This is a genomic window from Agromyces sp. NPDC055520 (assembly GCF_053619715.1).
This window is the reverse complement of the sequence record NZ_JBSHJY010000035.1, coordinates 1-19,569: the sequence shown is the minus strand read 5'-3', so window position 1 is coordinate 19,569 and position 19,569 is coordinate 1. Positions and strand designations below refer to the sequence as shown.

At 71.2% G+C, this 19,569-nt stretch carries 19 protein-coding genes; 7 read left to right on the top strand and 12 right to left on the bottom strand.

The features are described 5' to 3' along the window. Positions 1–172 precede the first annotated feature (172 nt). Positions 173–1,600, top strand: a complete 1,428-nt coding sequence (argG, locus tag ACWGST_RS13170) for an argininosuccinate synthase (protein WP_452047120.1) — start codon at positions 173–175, stop codon at positions 1,598–1,600. A 167-nt stretch (positions 1,601–1,767) separates the two neighbouring features. Here argG and ACWGST_RS13165 read toward each other — a convergent pair whose 3' ends face one another. From ACWGST_RS13165 to ACWGST_RS13155, 3 genes are all read right to left on the bottom strand, one after another. Then, entirely contained in the window at positions 1,768–2,136 is a 369-nt protein-coding gene (locus ACWGST_RS13165; RefSeq protein WP_452047119.1) for a nuclear transport factor 2 family protein, read from the bottom strand. A 69-nt stretch (positions 2,137–2,205) separates the two neighbouring features. After that, positions 2,206–3,222 carry a magnesium and cobalt transport protein CorA gene (locus tag ACWGST_RS13160; RefSeq protein ID WP_452047118.1) on the bottom strand — a complete coding sequence of 339 codons (1,017 nt, stop codon included), beginning with the start codon at positions 3,220–3,222 and terminating at the stop codon, positions 2,206–2,208. A 103-nt stretch (positions 3,223–3,325) separates the two neighbouring features. Then, positions 3,326–3,952, bottom strand: coding sequence for a TrmH family RNA methyltransferase (locus ACWGST_RS13155; protein WP_452047134.1), 627 nt, complete (start codon positions 3,950–3,952; stop codon positions 3,326–3,328). A 148-nt stretch (positions 3,953–4,100) separates the two neighbouring features. On the opposite strand from ACWGST_RS13155, the gene ACWGST_RS13150 reads away from it, so the two are divergent. From ACWGST_RS13150 to ACWGST_RS13140, 3 genes are all read left to right on the top strand, one after another. Next, the gene (locus ACWGST_RS13150) at positions 4,101–5,516 is read left to right on the top strand and encodes an Nramp family divalent metal transporter (protein ID WP_452047117.1); all 1,416 of its coding nucleotides are present in this window, start codon (positions 4,101–4,103) and stop codon (positions 5,514–5,516) included. A 39-nt stretch (positions 5,517–5,555) separates the two neighbouring features. Continuing rightward, positions 5,556–6,221 (top strand): metal-dependent transcriptional regulator, encoded by a 666-nt coding sequence (locus tag ACWGST_RS13145; RefSeq protein WP_452047116.1) that lies wholly within the window; start codon positions 5,556–5,558, stop codon positions 6,219–6,221. 90 nt (positions 6,222–6,311) lie between these two features. Continuing rightward, positions 6,312–7,109: an HAD-IIA family hydrolase gene (locus ACWGST_RS13140; RefSeq protein ID WP_452047115.1), complete on the top strand. Its 798-nt coding sequence runs from the start codon at positions 6,312–6,314 to the stop codon at positions 7,107–7,109. Positions 7,110–7,143: 34 nt separating this feature from the next. Here the strand turns inward: ACWGST_RS13140 and ACWGST_RS13135 are convergent, their stop codons facing one another. The 8 genes from ACWGST_RS13135 to ACWGST_RS13100 form a co-directional block, all read right to left on the bottom strand. After that, positions 7,144–7,329: a hypothetical protein gene (locus ACWGST_RS13135; RefSeq protein ID WP_452047114.1), complete on the bottom strand. Its 186-nt coding sequence runs from the start codon at positions 7,327–7,329 to the stop codon at positions 7,144–7,146. Between the two features lie 71 nt (positions 7,330–7,400). Beyond that, positions 7,401–8,333 (bottom strand): nucleoside hydrolase, encoded by a 933-nt coding sequence (locus ACWGST_RS13130; RefSeq protein WP_452047113.1) that lies wholly within the window; start codon positions 8,331–8,333, stop codon positions 7,401–7,403. 7 nt (positions 8,334–8,340) lie between these two features. Next, entirely contained in the window at positions 8,341–9,333 is a 993-nt protein-coding gene (locus tag ACWGST_RS13125; protein ID WP_452047112.1) for a ribokinase, read from the bottom strand. Positions 9,334–9,337: 4 nt separating this feature from the next. After that, positions 9,338–12,457, bottom strand: coding sequence for a hypothetical protein (locus ACWGST_RS13120; protein WP_452047111.1), 3,120 nt, complete (start codon positions 12,455–12,457; stop codon positions 9,338–9,340). Then, the gene (gene pyrE / locus ACWGST_RS13115) at positions 12,457–13,005 is read right to left on the bottom strand and encodes an orotate phosphoribosyltransferase (protein ID WP_452047133.1); all 549 of its coding nucleotides are present in this window, start codon (positions 13,003–13,005) and stop codon (positions 12,457–12,459) included. Before pyrE ends, ACWGST_RS13120 begins: the two co-directional genes overlap by 1 nt. Positions 13,006–13,164: 159 nt before the next feature. Continuing rightward, a complete protein-coding gene (locus ACWGST_RS13110; RefSeq protein WP_452047110.1) occupies positions 13,165–14,520 on the bottom strand; it encodes an anaerobic C4-dicarboxylate transporter family protein in 1,356 nt (451 codons plus the stop codon). Next, entirely contained in the window at positions 14,517–15,257 is a 741-nt protein-coding gene (locus ACWGST_RS13105; RefSeq protein WP_452047109.1) for a Type 1 glutamine amidotransferase-like domain-containing protein, read from the bottom strand. The genes ACWGST_RS13110 and ACWGST_RS13105 overlap by 4 nt, the downstream gene beginning before the upstream one ends. A 147-nt stretch (positions 15,258–15,404) precedes the next feature. Beyond that, positions 15,405–15,527, bottom strand: coding sequence for a hypothetical protein (locus tag ACWGST_RS13100; protein ID WP_452047108.1), 123 nt, complete (start codon positions 15,525–15,527; stop codon positions 15,405–15,407). Positions 15,528–15,660: 133 nt separating this feature from the next. On the opposite strand from ACWGST_RS13100, the gene ACWGST_RS13095 reads away from it, so the two are divergent. The 3 genes from ACWGST_RS13095 (at position 15,661) to ACWGST_RS13085 (ending at position 18,299) form a co-directional block, all read left to right on the top strand. Beyond that, positions 15,661–16,581: a LysR family transcriptional regulator gene (locus tag ACWGST_RS13095; protein ID WP_452047107.1), complete on the top strand. Its 921-nt coding sequence runs from the start codon at positions 15,661–15,663 to the stop codon at positions 16,579–16,581. 104 nt (positions 16,582–16,685) lie between these two features. Further along, the gene (locus ACWGST_RS13090) at positions 16,686–17,402 is read left to right on the top strand and encodes a hypothetical protein (RefSeq protein ID WP_452047106.1); all 717 of its coding nucleotides are present in this window, start codon (positions 16,686–16,688) and stop codon (positions 17,400–17,402) included. Positions 17,403–17,462: 60 nt separating this feature from the next. Further along, a complete protein-coding gene (locus ACWGST_RS13085) occupies positions 17,463–18,299 on the top strand; it encodes an enoyl-CoA hydratase/isomerase family protein (protein WP_452047105.1) in 837 nt (278 codons plus the stop codon). 307 nt (positions 18,300–18,606) lie between these two features. On the opposite strand, the gene ACWGST_RS13080 is transcribed toward ACWGST_RS13085, so the two are convergent. Then, positions 18,607–19,569, bottom strand: a 963-nt coding sequence (locus tag ACWGST_RS13080) for a DUF222 domain-containing protein (protein WP_452047104.1), incomplete at its 5' end; no start/stop codon positions are given.

Below are 19,569 nucleotides of genomic sequence, written 5' to 3'. Positions count from 1 at the left end.
GCCGACGGCCCGGCCCGTCGCGACACTGCGACGAACGGCGGCTTGGTTTGCCGCTCGACCGGTGGCGCGAGTCTATTGCCGCACACGGAGCCGTGGCTAGAGCGCCTCGCGTCCGCGCTGACCGGCCCTGACGTCGCCGCCGAAGGACACGCCGCCAAGTAGGCTGGAGGGCATGTCGAAAGTCCTCTCCAGCCTGCCCGTCGGCGAACGCGTCGGCATCGCCTTCTCCGGCGGCCTCGACACCTCGGTCGCGGTCGCGTGGATGCGAGAGAAGGGCGCGGTGCCCTGCACCTACACCGCCGACCTCGGCCAGCCCGACGAGCCCGACGTCGAGGCCGTTCCCGGCCGCGCGATCGAGTACGGCGCCGAGATCTCGCGACTCGTCGACTGCCGGGCCGCGCTCGTCGAAGAGGGCCTCGTCGCACTGCAGTGCGGTGCCTTCCACATCCGCTCGGGCGGCAGGGCGTACTTCAACACGACGCCCCTCGGCCGCGCGGTCACGGGCACGCTGCTCGTGCGCGCGATGCTCGAAGACGGCGTCGACATCTGGGGCGACGGTTCGACCTACAAGGGCAACGACATCGAGCGGTTCTACCGCTACGGTCTCATGGCCAACCCGCGCCTGCGCATCTACAAGCCGTGGCTCGACGCCGACTTCGTCACCGAGCTCGGCGGCCGCGCCGAGATGAGCGAGTGGCTGCTGCAGCGCGATCTGCCCTACCGCGCCTCGGCCGAGAAGGCGTACTCGACCGACGCGAACATCTGGGGTGCCACGCACGAGGCGAAGGTGCTCGAAGAGCTCTCCGAGGGCATCACCACGGTCGAGCCGATCATGGGCGTGAAGTTCTGGGACGAGTCGGTCGAGATCGCCGCCGAAGACGTCACCGTCACGTTCGAGCAGGGTCGCCCGGTGGCCCTCAACGGCGTGCGGTTCGACGACGCGGTCGCGCTCGTGCTCGAGGCCAACGCCATCGGCGGCCGTCACGGGCTCGGCATGAGCGATCAGATCGAGAACCGCATCATCGAGGCGAAGTCGCGGGGCATCTACGAGGCACCGGGCATGGCCCTGCTGCACATCGCCTACGAGCGCCTCGTGAACGCGATCCACAACGAAGACACGATCGCGAACTACCACAACGAGGGTCGCCGTCTCGGGCGCCTCATGTACGAGGGCCGCTGGCTCGACCCGCAATCGCTCATGCTCCGCGAGTCGATCGTGCGCTGGGTCGCCTCGGCCGTCACGGGCGAGGTCACCCTGCGCCTCCGCCGCGGCGACGACTACACCATCATGAACACCACCGGCCCGGCGCTCAGTTACCAGGCTGAGAAGCTCTCGATGGAGCGCGTCGGCGACCAGGCCTTCGGTCCCGAAGACCGCATCGGCCAGCTCACCATGCGCAACCTCGACATCGCCGATTCGCGCGCCCGCCTCGAGCAGTACGCGCACCTCGGCCTCGTGGGCGGCGCGACCGCCGCGCTCGTCGGCGACCTCTCGCTCGGTGACGCGGCGCAGATCCTCGCGGGCACGGGCGAGACCGAGCTCGAGGCCGCGACGGATGCCGCGAACGAGGCGTCGGCGTTCGACCTCGGCACCGACTGAGCCGGCACCGAGTCGGCACAGTGCCCGGGCGAGCCGTCCCCCCGGCGGCTCACCCACGTGGGTCGATCATGTCCCCCTGCTGATCAACCGCACGTTTTCAGGGTAGGCCGGTGCCACGGGTTCGGCGTACCCCAATGCAGGGGACAACGTGCACCGTGTTCGGCCGATCAGGCCGCGGTCTGCTGGTGCGCGGCCACGCGCCACGAGCCGCCCTCGATGAGGTAGGTCGTCGACATGCGGAGGTTCACGGTGTCGTCACCGCGCCGGGCCTCGGCCCGATAGACGAGGATGCCGGCGCGGTCGCCGAGTCGGATCACGGCCGGCTCGTGCAGGTGGTACTCCTCCCACGGGGGCGCGCTGCGCAGCGCCGAGAGGATCTCGTCGCGCCCGAAGGCGGCACCGTCGACGATCATGAGGGCGTCGCGGGTCATCGCGCGCTGGTAGTGCTCACCGCCCCGGCCCTCGACGATGGCCCGCCATCCGGCGTGCTCTTCATGCATCAGTCGGGCGGGCAGATCGTCGGTGATCTCGGTCATGCACCAACGTTAACCGTGAACGGATGCCGCGGGAAGAGCCCGCGCGAAGTGGGTGCGTGAAGACGACGCTCAGAGCCAGCCCTTGCGCTTGAAGAGCCCGTACAACACGCCCGCGAAGGCGACCATGAGCGCGACCGCGACCGGATAGCCCCACGGCTCGTCGAGTTCGGGCATGTGCGTGAAGTTCATGCCGTAGATGCCGGCGATGAGCGTGGGCGCGAAGATGATCGCCGCCCAGCTCGAGACCTTCTTGGCCTGCTCGCTCTGGGCGACGGCGGCCTCGGAGAGCACCCTCGTCTCCTCGTTCTGCCGCTGCGCGACGAGCGCGGAGTGCACCTGCAGGGCGTTCTGCAGCAACTGGCGGAACGTGTCGCCGCGCTCGACGATGCGGATGACGTGGTCTTTCACGTCGCGCAGGTACCGCTGCAGTTCGAGGTCGATGGCGTACTTCTCGAAGCCGCGCTCGAGCGCGTCGAACATGCCGACGAGCGGCCGGGTCGCGCGTTGGAACTCCATGACCTCGCTCGCGAGGTCGTAGATGCGCCTCGTGACGACCGGGTCGCCCGAGAAGAGCTGCTCCTCGATCTCGTCGATGTCGTTCTCGAGACCGAGGTCGACCGGCGAGTACTCGTCGACGACCTCGTCGAGCACGGCGTAGAGCACGGCCTCAGGCCCCTTCGCGAGCAGCTCGGGAGTGGATTCGAGGCGGTGTCGCACTCGCGCGAGGTTCGGCGACTCCGCATGGCGGATCGTGATCGCGAAGTCGGGCCCGATGAAGACGTGCAGCTCGCCGAATTCCACCTGCTCGACCTCGTCGAGGTACCGCGCCGGCCGCAGCACCACGAAGAGCGTGTCGCCGTAGCGCTCGAGCTTGGCCCGCTGGTGCCCCTTGCGGGTGTCCTCCACGGCGAGCTGGTGCAGGCCGAACTCCTGGGCGACGGCGCTGAGTTCGGCATCGGTGGGCCGGTAGAGTCCGATCCACGCGAAGCCGCCGTGCTCGGCACGCCGCTCGAACGTCTCGTCGAGGCTCGTCGGAGTCGCGACACGCGTGCCGTCGCGGTAGATCGCGTTGTCGATGACCGTCATCGAGCCAAGTCTGGCATGCGCCGTCCGGTGGTCGAGTAGCGACGAAGGAGCGTATCGAGACCCACTACAGGTCGGCTGATCTCGATACGCTCGCTGGCGCTCGCTACTCGATCAACGAACCCGCCGGCGGCACTGCGTGCGTCAGCACCCACGAGTGCATGGCGATCGCCGCGGCGGCGCTCGCGTTCAGCGAGCGTGTCGAGCCGTACTGCGTGATCTCGACGATCGCGTCGGCGGCCTCAGTCGCCTCGGGCGAGAGCCCCGGCCCCTCCTGCCCGAAGAGCAGCACGCAGCGCTCGGGCCAGGCGAACGCCTCGATCGGCACGGAGCCGTCGACATTGTCGACGGCGATCACGGGCACGGATGCCTCGTGCGCCCACAGCGTGAACGCCGCGACATCCGGGTGGTAGACGACGTGCTGGTAGCGATCGGTGACCATCGCGCCCCGCTTGTTCCAGCGGCGGCGGCCGATGATGTGCACGGTGTCGGCGGCGAACGCGTTGGCGCTCCGCACGATCGAGCCGATGTTCATGTCGTGCTGCCAGTTCTCGATAGCGACGTGGAACGGGTGCCGGTGCTCGTCGAGATCGGCGACGATCGCGTCCATGCGCCAGTACCGGTAGCGGTCGATGACGTTGCGGGTGTCGCCGTGCTCGAGCAGCTCGGGGTCGAAGTGCGGGTCGCCCGGCCACTCCGACTCGCCGCCGGGCCACGGCCCGACGCCGTGCATCAGCGCGGGCGCCGAGACATCCGCGTCATTCGGTTGTTCACTCACGCACTCACGGTAGCCCGTCCCTTCGCCTCCCATCGCCGACCTCGACGGGAACCGGGCCGTCGTCAGACTTTTCGGTGCGCCGAAATTTTGCTAGATTTTAGGCATGCCGAAAACGCTCGACGAAGAGATGCCCGCGAACCGCAGCGCACTCGAGAGCGAGGTCGGGCCCGGCACCGCCGGCCAGCGCGAGCGCGCGGCATCCGTGCCCCGTGTCGCCTGGCTGATCGGCCCCGCGCTCGTCGCCGGCGTCGCCTATCTCGACCCCGGCAACGTCGCGAGCAACATGACCGCAGGCGCGCAGTACGGCTACCTGCTGGTCTGGGTCGTCGTGCTCGGCAACGTGATGGCGTGGCTGATCCAGTACCTCTCGGCGAAGCTCGGCATCGTCACCGGACGCAGCCTGCCCGAGGTGCTCGGCGGTCGCATCCGCAACCGGTGGGGGCGACGCGCGTACTGGCTGCAGGCCGAGCTCGTCGCGATGGCGACCGACCTCGCCGAGGTCATCGGCGGCGCTGTGGCGCTCAACCTGCTCTTCGGCGTGCCGCTCGTGTGGGGCGGGCTCATCACCGGCGCCGTCTCGATCGGGCTGCTCATCCTCCAGTCGCGGCGCGGCCCGCGCACCTTCGAGTCTGTGATCATGGGGCTGCTCCTCATCATCGCCATCGGCTTCACCGTCGGCGTCTTCGTCGCGCCACCCGACCCGGCAGGGCTCCTCGCCGGCCTCGTGCCCCGCTTCGCCGACGCCAACTCGGTGCTGCTCGCCGCGTCGATTCTCGGCGCGACGATCATGCCGCACGCGATCTACGCGCACTCGGCCCTCAGCCGCGACCGCTTCGTCACCCGGCGCGCGGCCCCGCTGTCGACGTCGCCCGGGGCTGCGGGCCCGAAGGCCGCGTGGCACGGCTTCGGCATCAGCCGCCGCTCCGAGGCCCCCGAGCTGCTGCCCGGCACCGCGACCGACGTGCCGACGGGGCTGCTGCTGCGGGCCACCCGATGGGACGTCTCGATCGCGATGGCGATCGCCGGCACCGTGAACCTCTGCATCCTGCTGCTCGCTGCGGTGAACCTCGCGGGCGTCGAGGGCACCGACAGCCTCGAGGGCGCCTACGCGGCGCTCGGGGTCGCACTCGGTCCCGTCATCGCGACCCTGTTCGCGGTCGGCCTGCTCGCCTCGGGCCTCGCCTCGACCTCGGTCGGCGCGTACGCCGGCGCCGAGATCATGCATGGGCTGCTGCACGTGCGGGTGCCGCTGATCCTCCGCCGACTCGTCACGCTGATCCCCGCCCTGACGATCCTCTGGCTCGGTTTCGACCCGACCCTCTCGCTCGTGCTGAGCCAGGTCGTGCTGTCGTTCGGCATCCCGTTCGCCCTCGTGCCGCTCGTGGCGCTCACCGCCAAGGCCGGTGTGCTCGGCCGGTGGAGGAACCACTGGGCGACGACGACGGCCGGGGTCGCGGCATCCGTCTTTCTCATCACGCTGAACGGCGTGCTGCTCTGGCTCGTGTTCACGGGGGCGTGAGGCGCGGCCGGGTGAGCACCGCCCGATAGTCTGGAGGCGATGCCCAGCACCAGCCCCGCGATCGAGGACTACCTGAAGACGGTGTACTCGCACACCGAGTGGCAGCCCGACCCCATCACGCCCTCGGTGCTCGCCGGCAAGCTCGGTGTGGCGCCCTCGTCGGTCACCGAGATGGTGAAGAAGATGGCGGCGCAGGGGCTCGTCTCGCACGTGCCCTACGGGGCGGTGCGGCTCACCGAGGCCGGCACCGCGCGCGCGCTCGCGGTCGTGCGCCGGCATCGACTGATCGAGACCTGGCTCGTGCAAGAGATGGGCTACGGCTGGCACGAGGTGCACGACGAGGCCGAGATCCTCGAGCACTCGATCTCCGACCGACTGCTCGAGGCGATCGACGCCCGGCTCGGGCGGCCGTCGCACGACCCGCACGGCGACCCCATCCCCTCGTCAGACGGCGTGCTCGCGCGCGAGCCGGCCCTGCTGCTCGCCGACGCCCCGACCGCGCACCGCGGCACGGTGCTGCGCATCAGCGACCGCGACCCCTCGGTACTGCGCGAACTCGACGAGTCGGGCGTCGGGCCCGGCATCGAGATCGAGGTGACGGATGCTTCGCCCGAACGCCTGCTCGTCACCGCACTGGTCTCCGGACGCGCCGTGGAGCTGATGCTCGAACGCGAGGTCGCCGCCGCCATCTGGGTCTCTGCGTAGCGCGCGCCGCACGGGCGCGGTCGGGCGGTGTGCGACCACGCGACATCCATTCGACATCGACCGGTGATCTGCGCGGCCTAGGCTGGTGACATGTCACGACGTGAAGAAGTCGAGTGCTGGCTGACCGACATGGACGGCGTGCTCGTCCACGAGAACCACGCCCTGCCGGGTGCCGCCGAGCTGCTGCAGCAGTGGGAGGACGCGGGCACCCCCTACCTCGTGCTCACGAACAACTCGATCTTCACCGCGCGCGACCTCTCGGCGCGGCTGCGCTCGAGCGGCCTGAACGTGCCCGAAGACCGCATCTGGACGAGCGCGCTCGCGACCGCCGACTTCTTGAAGTCTCAGCTGCCGGGAGGCTCGGCGTTCGTGATCGGCGAGGCCGGTATTCTCACGGCGCTGCACCACGCGGGCTTCGTGATGACCGAGACCGACCCCGACTACGTCGTCGTCGGCGAGACCCGCAACTACTCGTTCGAGGCGATCACGAAGGCGATCCGGCTGATCGACAAGGGCGCACGATTCATCGTGACGAACCCCGATGCGACCGGTCCCTCGGCCGACGGCCCGCTGCCGGCGACCGGAGCGATCGCCGCCCTCATCACGAAGGCCACGGGCAGGGAGCCCTACGTGGTCGGCAAGCCGAACCCGATGATGTTCCGTTCGGCGCTCAACAAGATCGGCGCGCACTCCGAGAACACCGCGATGATCGGCGACCGCATGGACACCGACATCGTCGCGGGCATCGAGGCGGGCCTGCACACGATCCTCGTGCTGACGGGCATCAGCGATCAGGCCGAGATCGAGAAGTATCCGTTCCGGCCCGACGAGATCCTCGACGGCGTGGCCGACCTCGTCGCCGTGGCACCGGCCGAGACCGAGCTGTAGCCGAGCGGCTGCCCAGTCGCTGCGCAGGTGCTGCTCAGCCGCCGAAGCCCGACCAGTAGCGGCCCTGCTCCTTACCGCGCTCGACGTCGATCATCGCGTCTGCGGCCTCGCGGTCGGCACCGCGCTGCTTCTCGGAGTGCCGCCGAAACGAGAACACCCACTGCGTCACGCCCCACAGCACGGCGATGACGACGATGCCCAGCCAGAATGTCCAGTCCATGCCCGGCCTCCCTGCGATACCGGTCACTCTACGCCGACGCCGCGAGCCGCGCAGTCACTCGGGCCGCGCAGTTACTCGAGCCGGGCGACGGCCGCCGCGACGCCCGTCCAGAACCGGTCGACGTCGAGCGCCACCGCGACCCAGGCGTTGGATTCGCGCCCGAGCCGGCCGTCGAGGTCGACGCTCGTCGCCCCGACCGTCACGGTGCCGACGAGTTCGACATCGAGCCGAGTGCGGCGCAGTTCGACGCAACCCGGGTCGGCGAGCACGGCCACCGCGACCGGGTCGTGCAGTGGCCCGTCGGGCATGCCGAAGACCTCGTCGTTCGTGCGGCAGAAGAACTCGAACAGCTCGTCGCCGAACGCCGCGGTGCGGGTGCCGAGCGACCGGATCCGCTCGCGCACGGCCGGCGTGACGAGCGCGAGATGCGTGGTGTTCAACCCGACCATCGTGAACCGCACGCCACTGCGCAGCACGAGATCGAGCGCCTCGGGGTCGACGAGGGCGTTGAACTCGGCGTACGGCGTCGCATTGCCGCGCTCGGTCGAGCCGCCCATCCAGACGATCTCGCGGATGCGCTCGGCGAGCTCCGGTCGATCGCGCAGCAGGATCGCGATGTTCGTAATGGGGCCCGTGGCGATGATCGCAACCGGCTCGGCCGATGCCGTGAGCGTGTCGGCGATGAGCTCGGTCGCCGAGCGCGGGTCGAGCGGTACGGTCGGTTCCGGCAGTTCGGGCCCGCCGAGGCCGTTGTCGCCGTGGATCCACTCGGCCGTCTTCAGCGGCCGCTCGAGCGGCGCGGCGGCACCGGCGGCGACCGGCACGCCGGTCACGCCGGCGACGGTCAGCGCGATCCGCGCATTCCGGGTCGTATGCTCGAGCGGAGCGTTGCCGCCCACGGTCGTGACGGCCACGAGATCGAGCGACGGATGCCCCGCGGCGAGCCACAACGCGAAGACGTCATCGTGTCCGGGGTCGCAGTCGATGATCACGGGGATGGGCATCGCACGCTCACTCTCTCGTCGAATCTTCGCCGGCCGCTGCGAGCACCTGGGCGCGGGGCGCGTAGGAGCCGACCGTGCCGCGCGCCTGAACGGCGAGCGCGCCGGCGGCGACGGCGATGCCGAGCGCGTCGGGCAGGGCGCGCCCCTCGGCGAGGAACGCCGCGAGCGTGCCCGTGAACCCGTCGCCCGCGCCTGTCGTGTCGACCGCGGTCACGCGCGGCGCGGGCGCCTGCCACGAGCCGGTCGCGTCCGCCGCGACGGCACCGGCCGCGCCGAGCGTCACGACGATCGAGCGGGCGATGCCGCCGGCAGCGGATGCCGCGAGGTCTCGCCACTCGTCGAGTGACGCGCCCGCCGGGGCATCCGTGCCGATGCCGACCGCGCGCGCCTCGTGCTCGTTCAGCACGAGCGGATCGGCGACCGACAGGGTGGCGGCCGAGACCGGCGCGGGCGGCGCGAGGTTCAACACGAAGCGGGTGCCGAGCGTGGTCGCGACCGCCGCGAGGCGATCGATCGTCGCCGGCGGCAGCTCGCCCTGCGTGAGCACCACCGTCGCTCCGGCGACGCGGTCGCGCTGGGCGTCGACGACGGCCGGGGTGAGAGCGAGATTCGCACCGCCGGTGACGATCACGGTGTTCTCGCCCGAATCGGCGACGGTGATCTGGGCGACGCCGGTCGCGGCATCCGGAATGCGCAGGATCGCGGCGGTCGCGACCCCGAGCCGTTCGAGCGTGTCGCGCGCGAAGCTGCCGCTCGCGTCGTCGCCGACGCAGGCGACGAACTCGACCGCGGCCCCGGCGACGTGTGCCGCGACGGCCTGGTTCGCGCCCTTGCCACCGAGCGCGACGTTGAAGTCGCGGGCGAGGATCGTCTCGCCGGGCGCCGGGAATGCGGCGACGTAACTCGTCGAGTCGACGTTCAGCGAGCCGATGACGACGACCCGGCCGCGCGCGATGCCGGTGCCGGCGTCGATCGCGGTGCCGTCGTCATCGGGTCTCATGTCGTCAGGCCGCAGGCGCGGGGCCGGGGCCGTTGATCGGCCCGGTGAGCGGCTCGCCGCCCGCGCGGTTCGCGAAGCAGTAGTAGCTGCGCTGGCCTTCGGCCCACTGCTCTTCGGTCACGGGGAAGCTGCCCTGCACCTGCAGATCGGGGATGCCCGCGACGAGTGCGGGGTCGAAGACGCCCGCCGCCCGGCACAGCACCGGCATCTGCTCGGTGAGCGCGGCCTCGCCCGGGAACGGCGCGGCCTCATCGCCGGGCAACGTGCCCCGATAGACGAGTTGCGCGGCGTGCGGGGTCGTGCAGTCGACGACGGTGAACTCCTCGACCCAGACGGATTCGAACGGCTCGATGCACTCGCCGCCGAAGAGGGTGTTCCATGCGTGCACGCCGGCGGGTTGCGGCGCGGTGGGCGCCTCGACCGGCGTCTCGGACGAGCTCGCGGACGGGCTGCCACCGGCTGCCTCGTTCGCACCGCCGCCGCCCGAGAGCATCGTGCCCAGATAATAGAGTCCGACGAGCACGAGCAGCACGACGAGTCCGCCCGCGACCCAGATCAACGTGCGGGTGCGGGTGCTGCCCTTCGGCGCCGGCGGTGTGCCCGCGCCTGAGCCGCCGCTGCCCCCCGAGCGGCCGCTGCCACCCGGGCCACCCGGGCCACCCGGGCCGCCTGAGCCACCGCCGACGTTGCCGCCACCGGTCCGCTGCGGGCCGACGCCGCCGTTCACGTGGCCGGGCATCGGTGCGGTCGCGAAGCCGCCGCCTGCGTCACCGCCGAAGGGCGAGGCGAAGGGATCGTTCACGACGCGCTGGCCGCTGAGCGGGTCGTGGCCCGTCGCCGGCGTCGCACCCGACGCCCCGAAGAGCGCGCTCAGCGAATCGTCATCGGATGCCTCGAACTGCTCGGTCCTCGCCGGTGCGGCCTGGCCGGGGAACGCCCATTCGGGGTCGATGGCGAACTCATCGGACGCTTCGGCCTGGTCGAACTCTTCCCCCTGCTCGGATGCGCCGGCGCCCGACTCAGCCAGCAGCGCGCTCGCCACCGACTCGGGGCTGTCTTTCGGGTCGGATGCGTTGGGGTCGGGTGTGAGGTTCCAGAAATACCCCTTCTCGGCCATCTCGCGCGCGATCGACGAGTCATCGTCATCGTCGTCGAACGACGGCTCGGGGTCGACCGCGCCGCGGCCGAAGAACCGGCCGCGGATGCCCGCCGCCTCACGGTCGTCGAAGGCCGAAGGCTGCTCGGCGTCGTCGTACGCGTCCGCGTCATCCGCTTCGTCGTCGAAACCGAGACCGAGCGCATCGAGACCCGAGGGCACCGGCGCTGTCGGCGGGTTCGCGCCGAAGCCGCCGCCACCGGCCGCACCACCGGCCGCCGGCGGTACGGCACCGCGACCGCGCGGCGCACCGCCGCCGCCGAGCGAGGCGAGCAGATCGTCGACGGGCGCGGGCGGCTCGCGCGTCGGGTCGTTGTCGCCGCCCGCGCCGCCACCGGAAGCCGAGGCGAATGCGGGGAACGGCGTGGTGTTGAACGCACTCGCCTCTCGAGCGGGTGCGCTGACGACGGCGTTCACGCGATCGTCGGCGACTCCGCGAACCTCGAGCATCGGGAACCCGCTTCGACGGTCGGACTCGGCCGGCGCCGAAGCGAAGGGCCGGGGTTCGGGCGACGCGACCGGCGCGACGGGCACAACCGGGGCCACGGGGGTCACGGGGGCGACCGGTGCGGCCTGCTGCACGGGAACGACTCTCGTTTCGTTGAGTGCCGCGAACGGATCGGTGGTGTCGGCAGCGAACGCGGCGAACCGGTCGCGCTCGACGCGCGGTGCCGCCGGTGCGACCTGAGGCGCCACGGGCTCGACCGATGCGACGGGCTCGGCCGGCGCGGCGGGCTGCGCAGGTGGCGCGGCTTGAGCGGGCGCGGGAGCGACGTATGCAGACGGCGCGACGTATGCGGGTGGAACCGGCGGTGCCGGCTGCGCGGTCGGCGCCGGCTGCGCGAATGCCGACGGCTGCTCGGACTCATTGAGCGCAGCCCACAATTCGTGATCGAATCGAGCGGCGGCGGGTGTCGGCGCGGCCGGCGGCTCGGCGAGTGCCGGCTCGGCGGGCGGCGGTGCGGCGGCGGCGGCAGTGCGGGGTCGGCGGTCGCCCCATCCGGGCGGTGCGGCGGGCGGCGATGTCGGATGCACCGGCAGGGCCGGCTCGGCCGCGGCGACCGCCTCGCTCGGAGTGGAAACCGGGGTGAACGACTGCCGCGCGACGGGCGGCGGCGCGAATCCCGCGAACGGCGACTCGTCGACCGTCGCCGCGGTCGCCGGCGCGACCGGCTGAGTCGGCGGTACGACCGGCTGGGCAGCCGGCGCAGCCGGCGCGATCGGTGCAGTGGATGCTCCGTGGCCGCCCGTCGACGGCGACTGCGGCTCCGACAGGCTGCGGAACGCCGCCCGGATCGCGTCTTCCGATTCGAGTTCGTCTGCACTCCACGTGAGTGCGAACGGCGCGGTGGGCGTCACCGGTCCGGGAGGGCCGGGAGGGCCGGCAGGGCGTCCAGAAGGCGACGGCGCGGGTGCCGGCGCGGGTGCCGGTGCCGCCACAGGCGCAACCGGCGGCTGGGCGGCGGGCGATGCCGGCGGCCAGACGGCGGGCGCGGCCGGCGGAGCCGGTGCGCCGACGGGCGGCTCGACCGCGGTGAGATAGACAGGGGCTGCAGCGGGCGGCTGCTGGGGCCGGCTCACCGCGAACGGCGGCGTCCATGCCGGCGCGGAGGCGGCTGGAGCACCGGGAGCACCAGGCTCACCGGGAGCACCAGGAGCAGCGGCCGCGGCCGGCGTCGCCTGCGGTGCCGGCGTGGGCGGCACCGGTGAGCCGACCACGGGAAGCTCTCGAGTCGCGGCGTCGGGCTGCGGGGCGGGCGCCTCTGAGAACCAGTCGAGCATCTCTTCTCGACGCGGAGCGGGGGTGCGCAGCGCGGGAGGGGCTGCCGGCGCGACCGGCTGCGCGGGTGGGGCAGGCGGCGCGACGGGTGGCGGCTGAACATCGCGGCGCGACACGTCGCCGCCCGCCAGCTGGGCGAGCAGCCAATCGGCGCCGTCGCCCCCCAGTCCCATCCCGTCGCTGCTCATCAGTCCAACCCCAGGTCTTCCAACCCGATAGCGTACAGGTAGGGCACGCCTTCTGCTTCGATGACCTCTCGGGCGCCGGTCGCCCGATCGACGACGACGGCGACGGCGACGACCTCGGCGCCGACCTTGCGCAGCGCCTCGATCGCCTTGATCGGCGATCCGCCGGTCGTCGAGGTGTCTTCGAGCACGATGACGCGCTTGCCGGCGAGGTCGGGACCCTCGACCTGCTTGCCGCGACCGTGGTCTTTCGGCTCTTTGCGCACGACGAACGCGTCGTAGGCGAGGCCCTGTGCTGCGCCCTGGTGCAGCACGGCCGCGGCGATCGGGTCGGCGCCCATGGTCATGCCGCCGACGGCGACCACGTCGGGCACGTCTTTGATGAGGTCGATCATGACCTGTCCGATGAGGGGGGCCACCCGGTGGTCGAGGCTGACCTTGCGAAGGTCGACGTAGTACGTGGCCTTCTTGCCGCTCGTCAGGGTGAAGTCCCCGTGGAACACCGCGTCGGCCGCGATGAAGTCGATCAACTGTGCGCGCGCGGCGGCGATGGGCTGAGGCTCTCGGAGGGTCACCCGAATACTCTACGACCCGGTTGCCTGAGAGGAAGGGGAGGATTCTGCAGCGGGGTGCGGCGGCCCCGCGACATCCACCCCTCGATTCGGTGTGGAACGGCGCCGGCGACCGCCTCTGCCATCGCGACGACCGGGTCAGACGACGACGAACGAGAGCGCCACGCCGACGATCATCGCCGAGACGACGTACACGAGGTTCGGCAGCTGGAACGAGTGGTCGAACACGAACTTGCCGAGCCTGGTCGTACCGGTCTGGTCGAACGCGGCCGTCGCGACCTGCGAACCGTTCGCCGGCAGCGTGTACATGCCCATCGCCGATGGCCAGAGGCCCACGAGCAGGGATGCGGGCAGCCCGATCGCGAGGCCGATCGGCACGATCGCATTCGTCGCGCTCGACTGGCTCGTCGTGAGCATCGCCACGAGGAACAGGGCGAGGGCGAACAGCAGGGCGCCGAAGAACGCCGACGACCCCGACACGAGCGCACCGAGCCCGTCGACGATGAGCTGGTTGTTGTTGGCGACGAAGGTGTTGGCGAGCCACGCGATGCCGAAGAGCGCGAATGCGCCGACCATACCGGCGGGGAACGTCGACTGCTTCGGCACATCGGCCGACTTGACCTTGCAGGTGACGAAGATGAGCGCCGCGATGACACCCATCGTGACCTCGATGATGACCGTCACCGAGACACGCACGGGGTCGCCGTCGTCGTCGGTGCCGATGATCGGGCGGAGGCCCTCGAAGAGGCCCATCGCGACGATGAACGCGACGCCGGCGAGGAAGATCGAGGCGGAGAGCACCGCGCTGCGCGGCAGCTCGCGCTCGGTCGTGTCTTCCGCCGGCGGCTTGATGAGGTGCTCGGCGAGTCGCCGCTGGAACTCGGGGTCGTCGTCGAGATCCTTGCCGTGCTTCAACATGACGAGCGACGCGAGGAAGAGCCCGACGATCGAGGCGGGCCACATGATGAGCAGCACTTGCCCGAGGTCGACGCCGCTCGGCGCGAGCAGCACCACCATCGACGCGGTCGCCGCCGAGACCGGGCTGCACAGGATCCCGACCTGCGAGGCGACGGCCGAGACCGACAGCGCGCGCTCGGGCCGGATCTTCTGGTCGTACGACACGTCGTAGATGACGGGCAGCAGCGGGTAGAAGATGTTGCCGGTGCCGGCGCCCACGGTGAAGAGGAACGACATCGCCGGCGCGAGGAACACGACCGACTTCGGCCGCGACTTGATCGCCTTCGCCGCGACCGACACCATCCAGTCGATGCCTCCGGCGGCTTGCATGACGGATGCCGCGGTGATGACCGTGAGCACGATGAACACCGCGTCGACGGGCGCGCTGCCGGGAGCGGTCTGGAATCCGAAGACGAGCACCGCAACGCCGACGAGGCCCCAGACGCCGAGGCCGATCCCGCTCGTGCGGGTGCCCATGAAGATCGCGAGGATGACGACGATCAGCTGGGCGACGAGGATCCAGACGTTGTCGTTCACGATGAGGGACCCGTCACGATCGGGCCGGTGCTCGCAAGCACCGTGGTCGGCAGCTTCGTCTCGACGATCCGGCCGCCAACCGCCTCGACCTCGAGGGCCAGCGGGTCGTCGACGGGGCTGATCGCGGTCACGAACTCGGAGCCCTCGAAGTGCAGCGACTGCAGGTTGCCGACCGCGTAGCCCGCGGGGAGTTCACCGCTGAGCAGCGCCGCGTGGAACAGCGGCTGCCGCTGGTCTTCGGCGTCGTAGTGCGGGCAGAAGCTGCCGTGCAGAAAGCCGAGGCCCTCGGGCAGCACCTGCAGGGTGGGCCCGTAGCTGTCGGTCGTGCCGCCCTCGAACCAGCAGATGCCGCCGGCCGAGCCGCCCGTGAAGACGGTGTTCGAGTTCGGGTCCTGCCACATCTCGCGCATGATCTCGTCGAGGCCCTGGCGCTTCCACACGTCGAGCATGTTGGCGGTGTTGCCGCCGCCGACGTGGATGACGTCGAACCCCTTCACGAACCCGGCGAGGTCGTCGACCGCCCGGTGGAAGAGCGGCAGGTGATGCGGTGCGCAGCGGTCGGAGTCGTACGTCGTGTAGAAACTCAGAATGTACGCGGCGTCGTCGCCGGTCGCCGTGCCGACGAAGAGCACGCGTGGCCGCACCTTGCCGGTGAGCTGCAGTATGTAGTCGTGCGTCGGGTCGGCCCGACGCTCCATCATGGCCTTGCCCGCGCCGGTCGCCACCACATGCGCCATCGTTCCCCCAGACGAGTCATCTGCGGCACACGATATCGGCTCATGTACGACGACGACGAGCGACACGACGAAGGGCCACCTCGCAGGGTGTCCCTCCCCTGCGCGGCGGCCCTTCTGTCCGGGGAACGGACCCCCGGGGATCGCGCCCTAGACGGTGCGCGCGAACGTCTCTCGCGGCTGACGGCGGTAGCCGTCGCGTGCGGTGACGACGATGGAGCCGACGATTGCGGCGACGGAAACGACGCTGAGAAGCACGATGAGGCTGAGCATGGTGGATCCTTTCGAAGACGAGCGGGTGATCGAGCTGCGATGCCCCATTGCACGTGTTCGACACCTCAATTGAACCGCGAATGATCTTGCAGCACAAGCTCACAATTCTACAATGACCTTGTAGGCTGGCTTCATGGACGTACGTCGACTCGACCTCTTGCGCGAACTCGCCGAGCGCGGCAGCGTGACCGCGGTGGCCGAGGCCACCGGACGCACCCCGTCGGCCGTGTCGCAGCAGCTCAAAGTGCTCGAACGCGAGGCCGGAATGCCCCTCACCGAACGCAGCGGGCGCGGTGTCGTGCTGACGAGCGCCGGCCACGCGCTCGCGCGGAGCGCCGCCGACGTCGCGATCGCCCTCGAACGCGCCACCGCCCTGTGGGACGAGTTCCGCAACGCTCCGGGCGGCGAGGTGTCGCTGCTCACCTTCCCGACGATCGGCGCGACCCTGCTGCCGGCCGTGCTCGCCGATCTCGCACAGATCGCCGGACTCGTCGTGCACGCGACCGACCTCGACCCCGAGCTCGCCGAGTTCGCCGACCTCACGAGCGACTTCGACATCGTGCTCGCACACACCATGCCCGGCGTGCTGCCGTGGGGCGGCCGCGGGCTGAAGGCCGTGCCGCTGCTGACCGAACCGCTCGACATCGGCCTGCCCGCCGACCATCGCCTCGCCGGCCGGGCGCACCTGACGCCGTCCGACCTCGTGGGCGAGACCTGGCTCGGCGTGCCGCCCGGCTTCCCGTTCGAGCGCATTCTGCACGCGATCGAGCAGCGGGCCGGGCAGCGCGCCACCGTGAGCCAGCGCTTCAGCGACATGCGCATCATCGAGGCGTTCATCGAGGCGGGCCTCGGCATCGCGTTCGTGCCGAGGTTCACGAGCGGCGCGGTGCCCGATTCGATCGTCTTGAAGCCGCTGCGCGGCGTGGCATCCAGTCGGCAGATCGTCGCGTTGGTGCGTCCGGATGTCGCGGAGCGCCTCGCCGTTCGCACGGTGCTCGACGTGCTCGTGGCACGCGCCTCGCGACTCGAGCAGGCGCACGGCGCCGCCGGGTGACGCCGCGCCGGCCGAGCGACCGTCGGCCCGGCGGCCAGCCCGCCGGCCGCCGGCTCGGTGCGCGCCCCGAGGCGCTGCGCGACGACACCCAATAGGGTGACGCCATGAAGCGGAATGCACTCGCCATCGCCATCGCGCTCGCCGCCCTCACCGCGCTCTCGGCCTGCGTGCCGGGCGGCGCACCGTCGTCGTCGCCGTCGCCGAGCGCAGCGAGTCCCGCCCCGAGCACACCGCCGCCAACCCCCGAGGCGCCGGTCGCGGCATCCATCGCCTTCTCTGCCGAGGTGATCACCGTGCTGGGCGCCGACGGCACGGCGCTCGCGAGCTTCGACTACTTCCAGCCGACGGCCGAGGTGGTCGCAGGCCTCAGAACCTACCTGGGCGCACCCGTCGACACCCCGAACGCCGGCGGCATCGAGACGCCGAGCGGCATCGACCACGTGTGGGGCGACCTGCGCCTCTTCGATACCGAGACCGACCCGCCCGGCGGGGCGCCCGAGAACCCGAACCACTACGTGTTCGTGTCGGGTCCGTCCGCCGGAGCCCTGCCGATCGCGACGGTGGCGGGGGTCGGCGCCGCGACCGGCGTGCGCGTCGGCGACCCGGCCACCGCCCTCACGATCGGGGTCGAGACCTCGCCGCCGTACACCGATCCGACCAGCGGGCGCACGAGCGTGATCTCGCGCATCGGCATCGTCGCCCTGCCGCCGCGACCCGAGGCGCCGACCGAGCCTCGGAACCTCGCCGTGATGGTCGTGAGCTTCACCGACACCGGGCTCATCGAGCGGCTCGTCGCACCGAGCGCGAACTTCGGCGTCTGACGGGCGAGCGGCGCTGGCGGCGTGCTCCGTTGGCATCGTACGCCGCTACACTTCAGCAGCATGAGCGATGACGCGATCCTGTTCGAGGTCTCGGGCGGACTCGCCCGACTCACCCTCAACCGTCCGAACCGGCTGAACGCCGTCGACCCCGACGCGATCGCGCGCTGGCAGGCGCTCGCGCACGAGATCGCCGAACGCGACGACATCGGTGCGGTGCTCTTCGACGCCAACGGCCGCGCATTCTGCGCGGGCGGCGATGTGCGGGCGATGTCGGAGCTCGCAGCGGGTGCCTCGGGTGCCTCCGGTGTCTCCGGTGCCTCCGGTGCGGCGGGTGCCTCCGCGACGATCACGGCGCTCGCCGACGCGATCCACGACGGGCACCGCACGCTGCGTGAGAGCGCCAAGCCGATCGTCGCGGCGGTGCAGGGCCCCGTCGCCGGCGGAGGGCTCGGCTTCATGCTCGTCGCCGATCTCGTCGTCGCCTCCGAGCGTGCGACGTTCGCGAGCAGATATGCGGATGTCGCGCTCACGCCCGACTGCGGGGTCAGCACCCTGTTGCCCGAGGCCGTCGGCACCCGGCGCGCCCTCGAACTCACGCTCACCTCGCGCACCCTCTCGGCCGCCGAGGCGCTCGAGTGGGGGCTCGTGACCGAGGTCGTCGCGCCCGAGGCGCTCGAGGCGCGGGCGCGCGAGATCGCGCAGTCGTGGCTCGACGGCGCGACCGCCGCGTTCGGACAGGCGAAGCGCCTCGTGCGCTCGGGTCTCGAGCGGCCCTTCGCCGAAGCGCTCGACGACGAGGCGCGCACGATCGGCGCAGCCTTCGCGACGCCCGAGGCGAGCGCGCGCATCGCGGCCTTCGGCTCGGCGAGTACGCGAGGCGAGCAGCGCGCGAACTGAGTCGGGCGGCACGGCGACACTCCGCGATTCGCGTGGGCGACACTCTCTGTCGGGGCTATGTATTCGCCTCCTGAACGGCTGCACGACCGCGCCTCCCGGTGCCACCGTGGGCGCTGCGGGCGCTGCGGGCGCTGCGCACTGAACGTCGCGCGCCGCGAGTCATCACAGGTCTGCGACCGGCAAGCGCCGTGTGATTACGACCGGCAAGCGCCACTTCGCGCCGGTCACCCGAACCTCATGGGTGCCGTGAGGCTCGGGACGGGTTCGGGGATCGGAAGGGACTCGGCACTCCAGGGCTCGCAGATCGTCAGAAGGGTGGTGGGTCGGTGTAGGTGCGGCCGGTGGGGCTTGCCCAGGTGACGCTGTGGTCGGGGTTCTTGGTCTGGGTGTATCGGGTGGCGTGTTTGAGGGTGTGGTCGCCTCGGCAGAGGGGGCAGAGGTTGTCGGGGTTCGTCGGGCCGTTGTGTGCCCAGGCGTGGTCGTGGTCGAGGTCGGCGGTGATCGCGAGCCGGTTGCAGCCGGGTCGGGAGCATCGGCCGTGGGTCAGGGCGAGCCAGAGGCGTTGCGCCCGGGTCGGCCGATATCTGGTGCGGTCCAAGACGAGCGGGGCGGCGGTGACCGGGTCGACGGCCAGGCGCCGGAACGAGGGGGCGTCGGCGAAGAGTTGCCGGGCGGTCGCGTCATCGATCGGCCCGACGCCGTCGAGCATCGCCAGATCACCACCGAGGCCTGTCGCGCCTGAACTCGCGCTTTCTCCCGCGCCCGCACCCGCGCCCGCACTCGTGCTTGCACCCGCACTCATGCCCGCTCCAGATCCCGTGCCGGAATTGCCGGGGGTGCGGGTGAGGTTCAGCAGTGGGATGGTGACGATGACCTCGGTGCGGGCCGCGGTCGGGGTGCCCGCCCCGGTCAACCACGCGGCCGCGGTATCGGCACGGAGCTGGTCCATGCTGCGCGTCTCACCCGGGACACCGGCGTCGCGGCGAGCGGTCGCATCCAGACGCGCCTGAATGCGTGCCGCTTCGATCTGGGTGGTGTACAGGTTCACCCACGACATGCCGTGTTCCACATGGACGATGCTCACTCGGCGTTCGGTGACCGCACGGGCGTGCGCGGCCTGGGCGTGGTCGCGTTCCAGTCGGGCCAGGATCGTGCGGGCACGCTGCCGGAACCGGGCCGTCGTGACCGACCCGATCACCCCCGCCAGTGCAGCATCGAGTTCGGGCAGCCGGGCATCGCCCGGCGCGAACCCGGCCGCCGCCTCGACCGC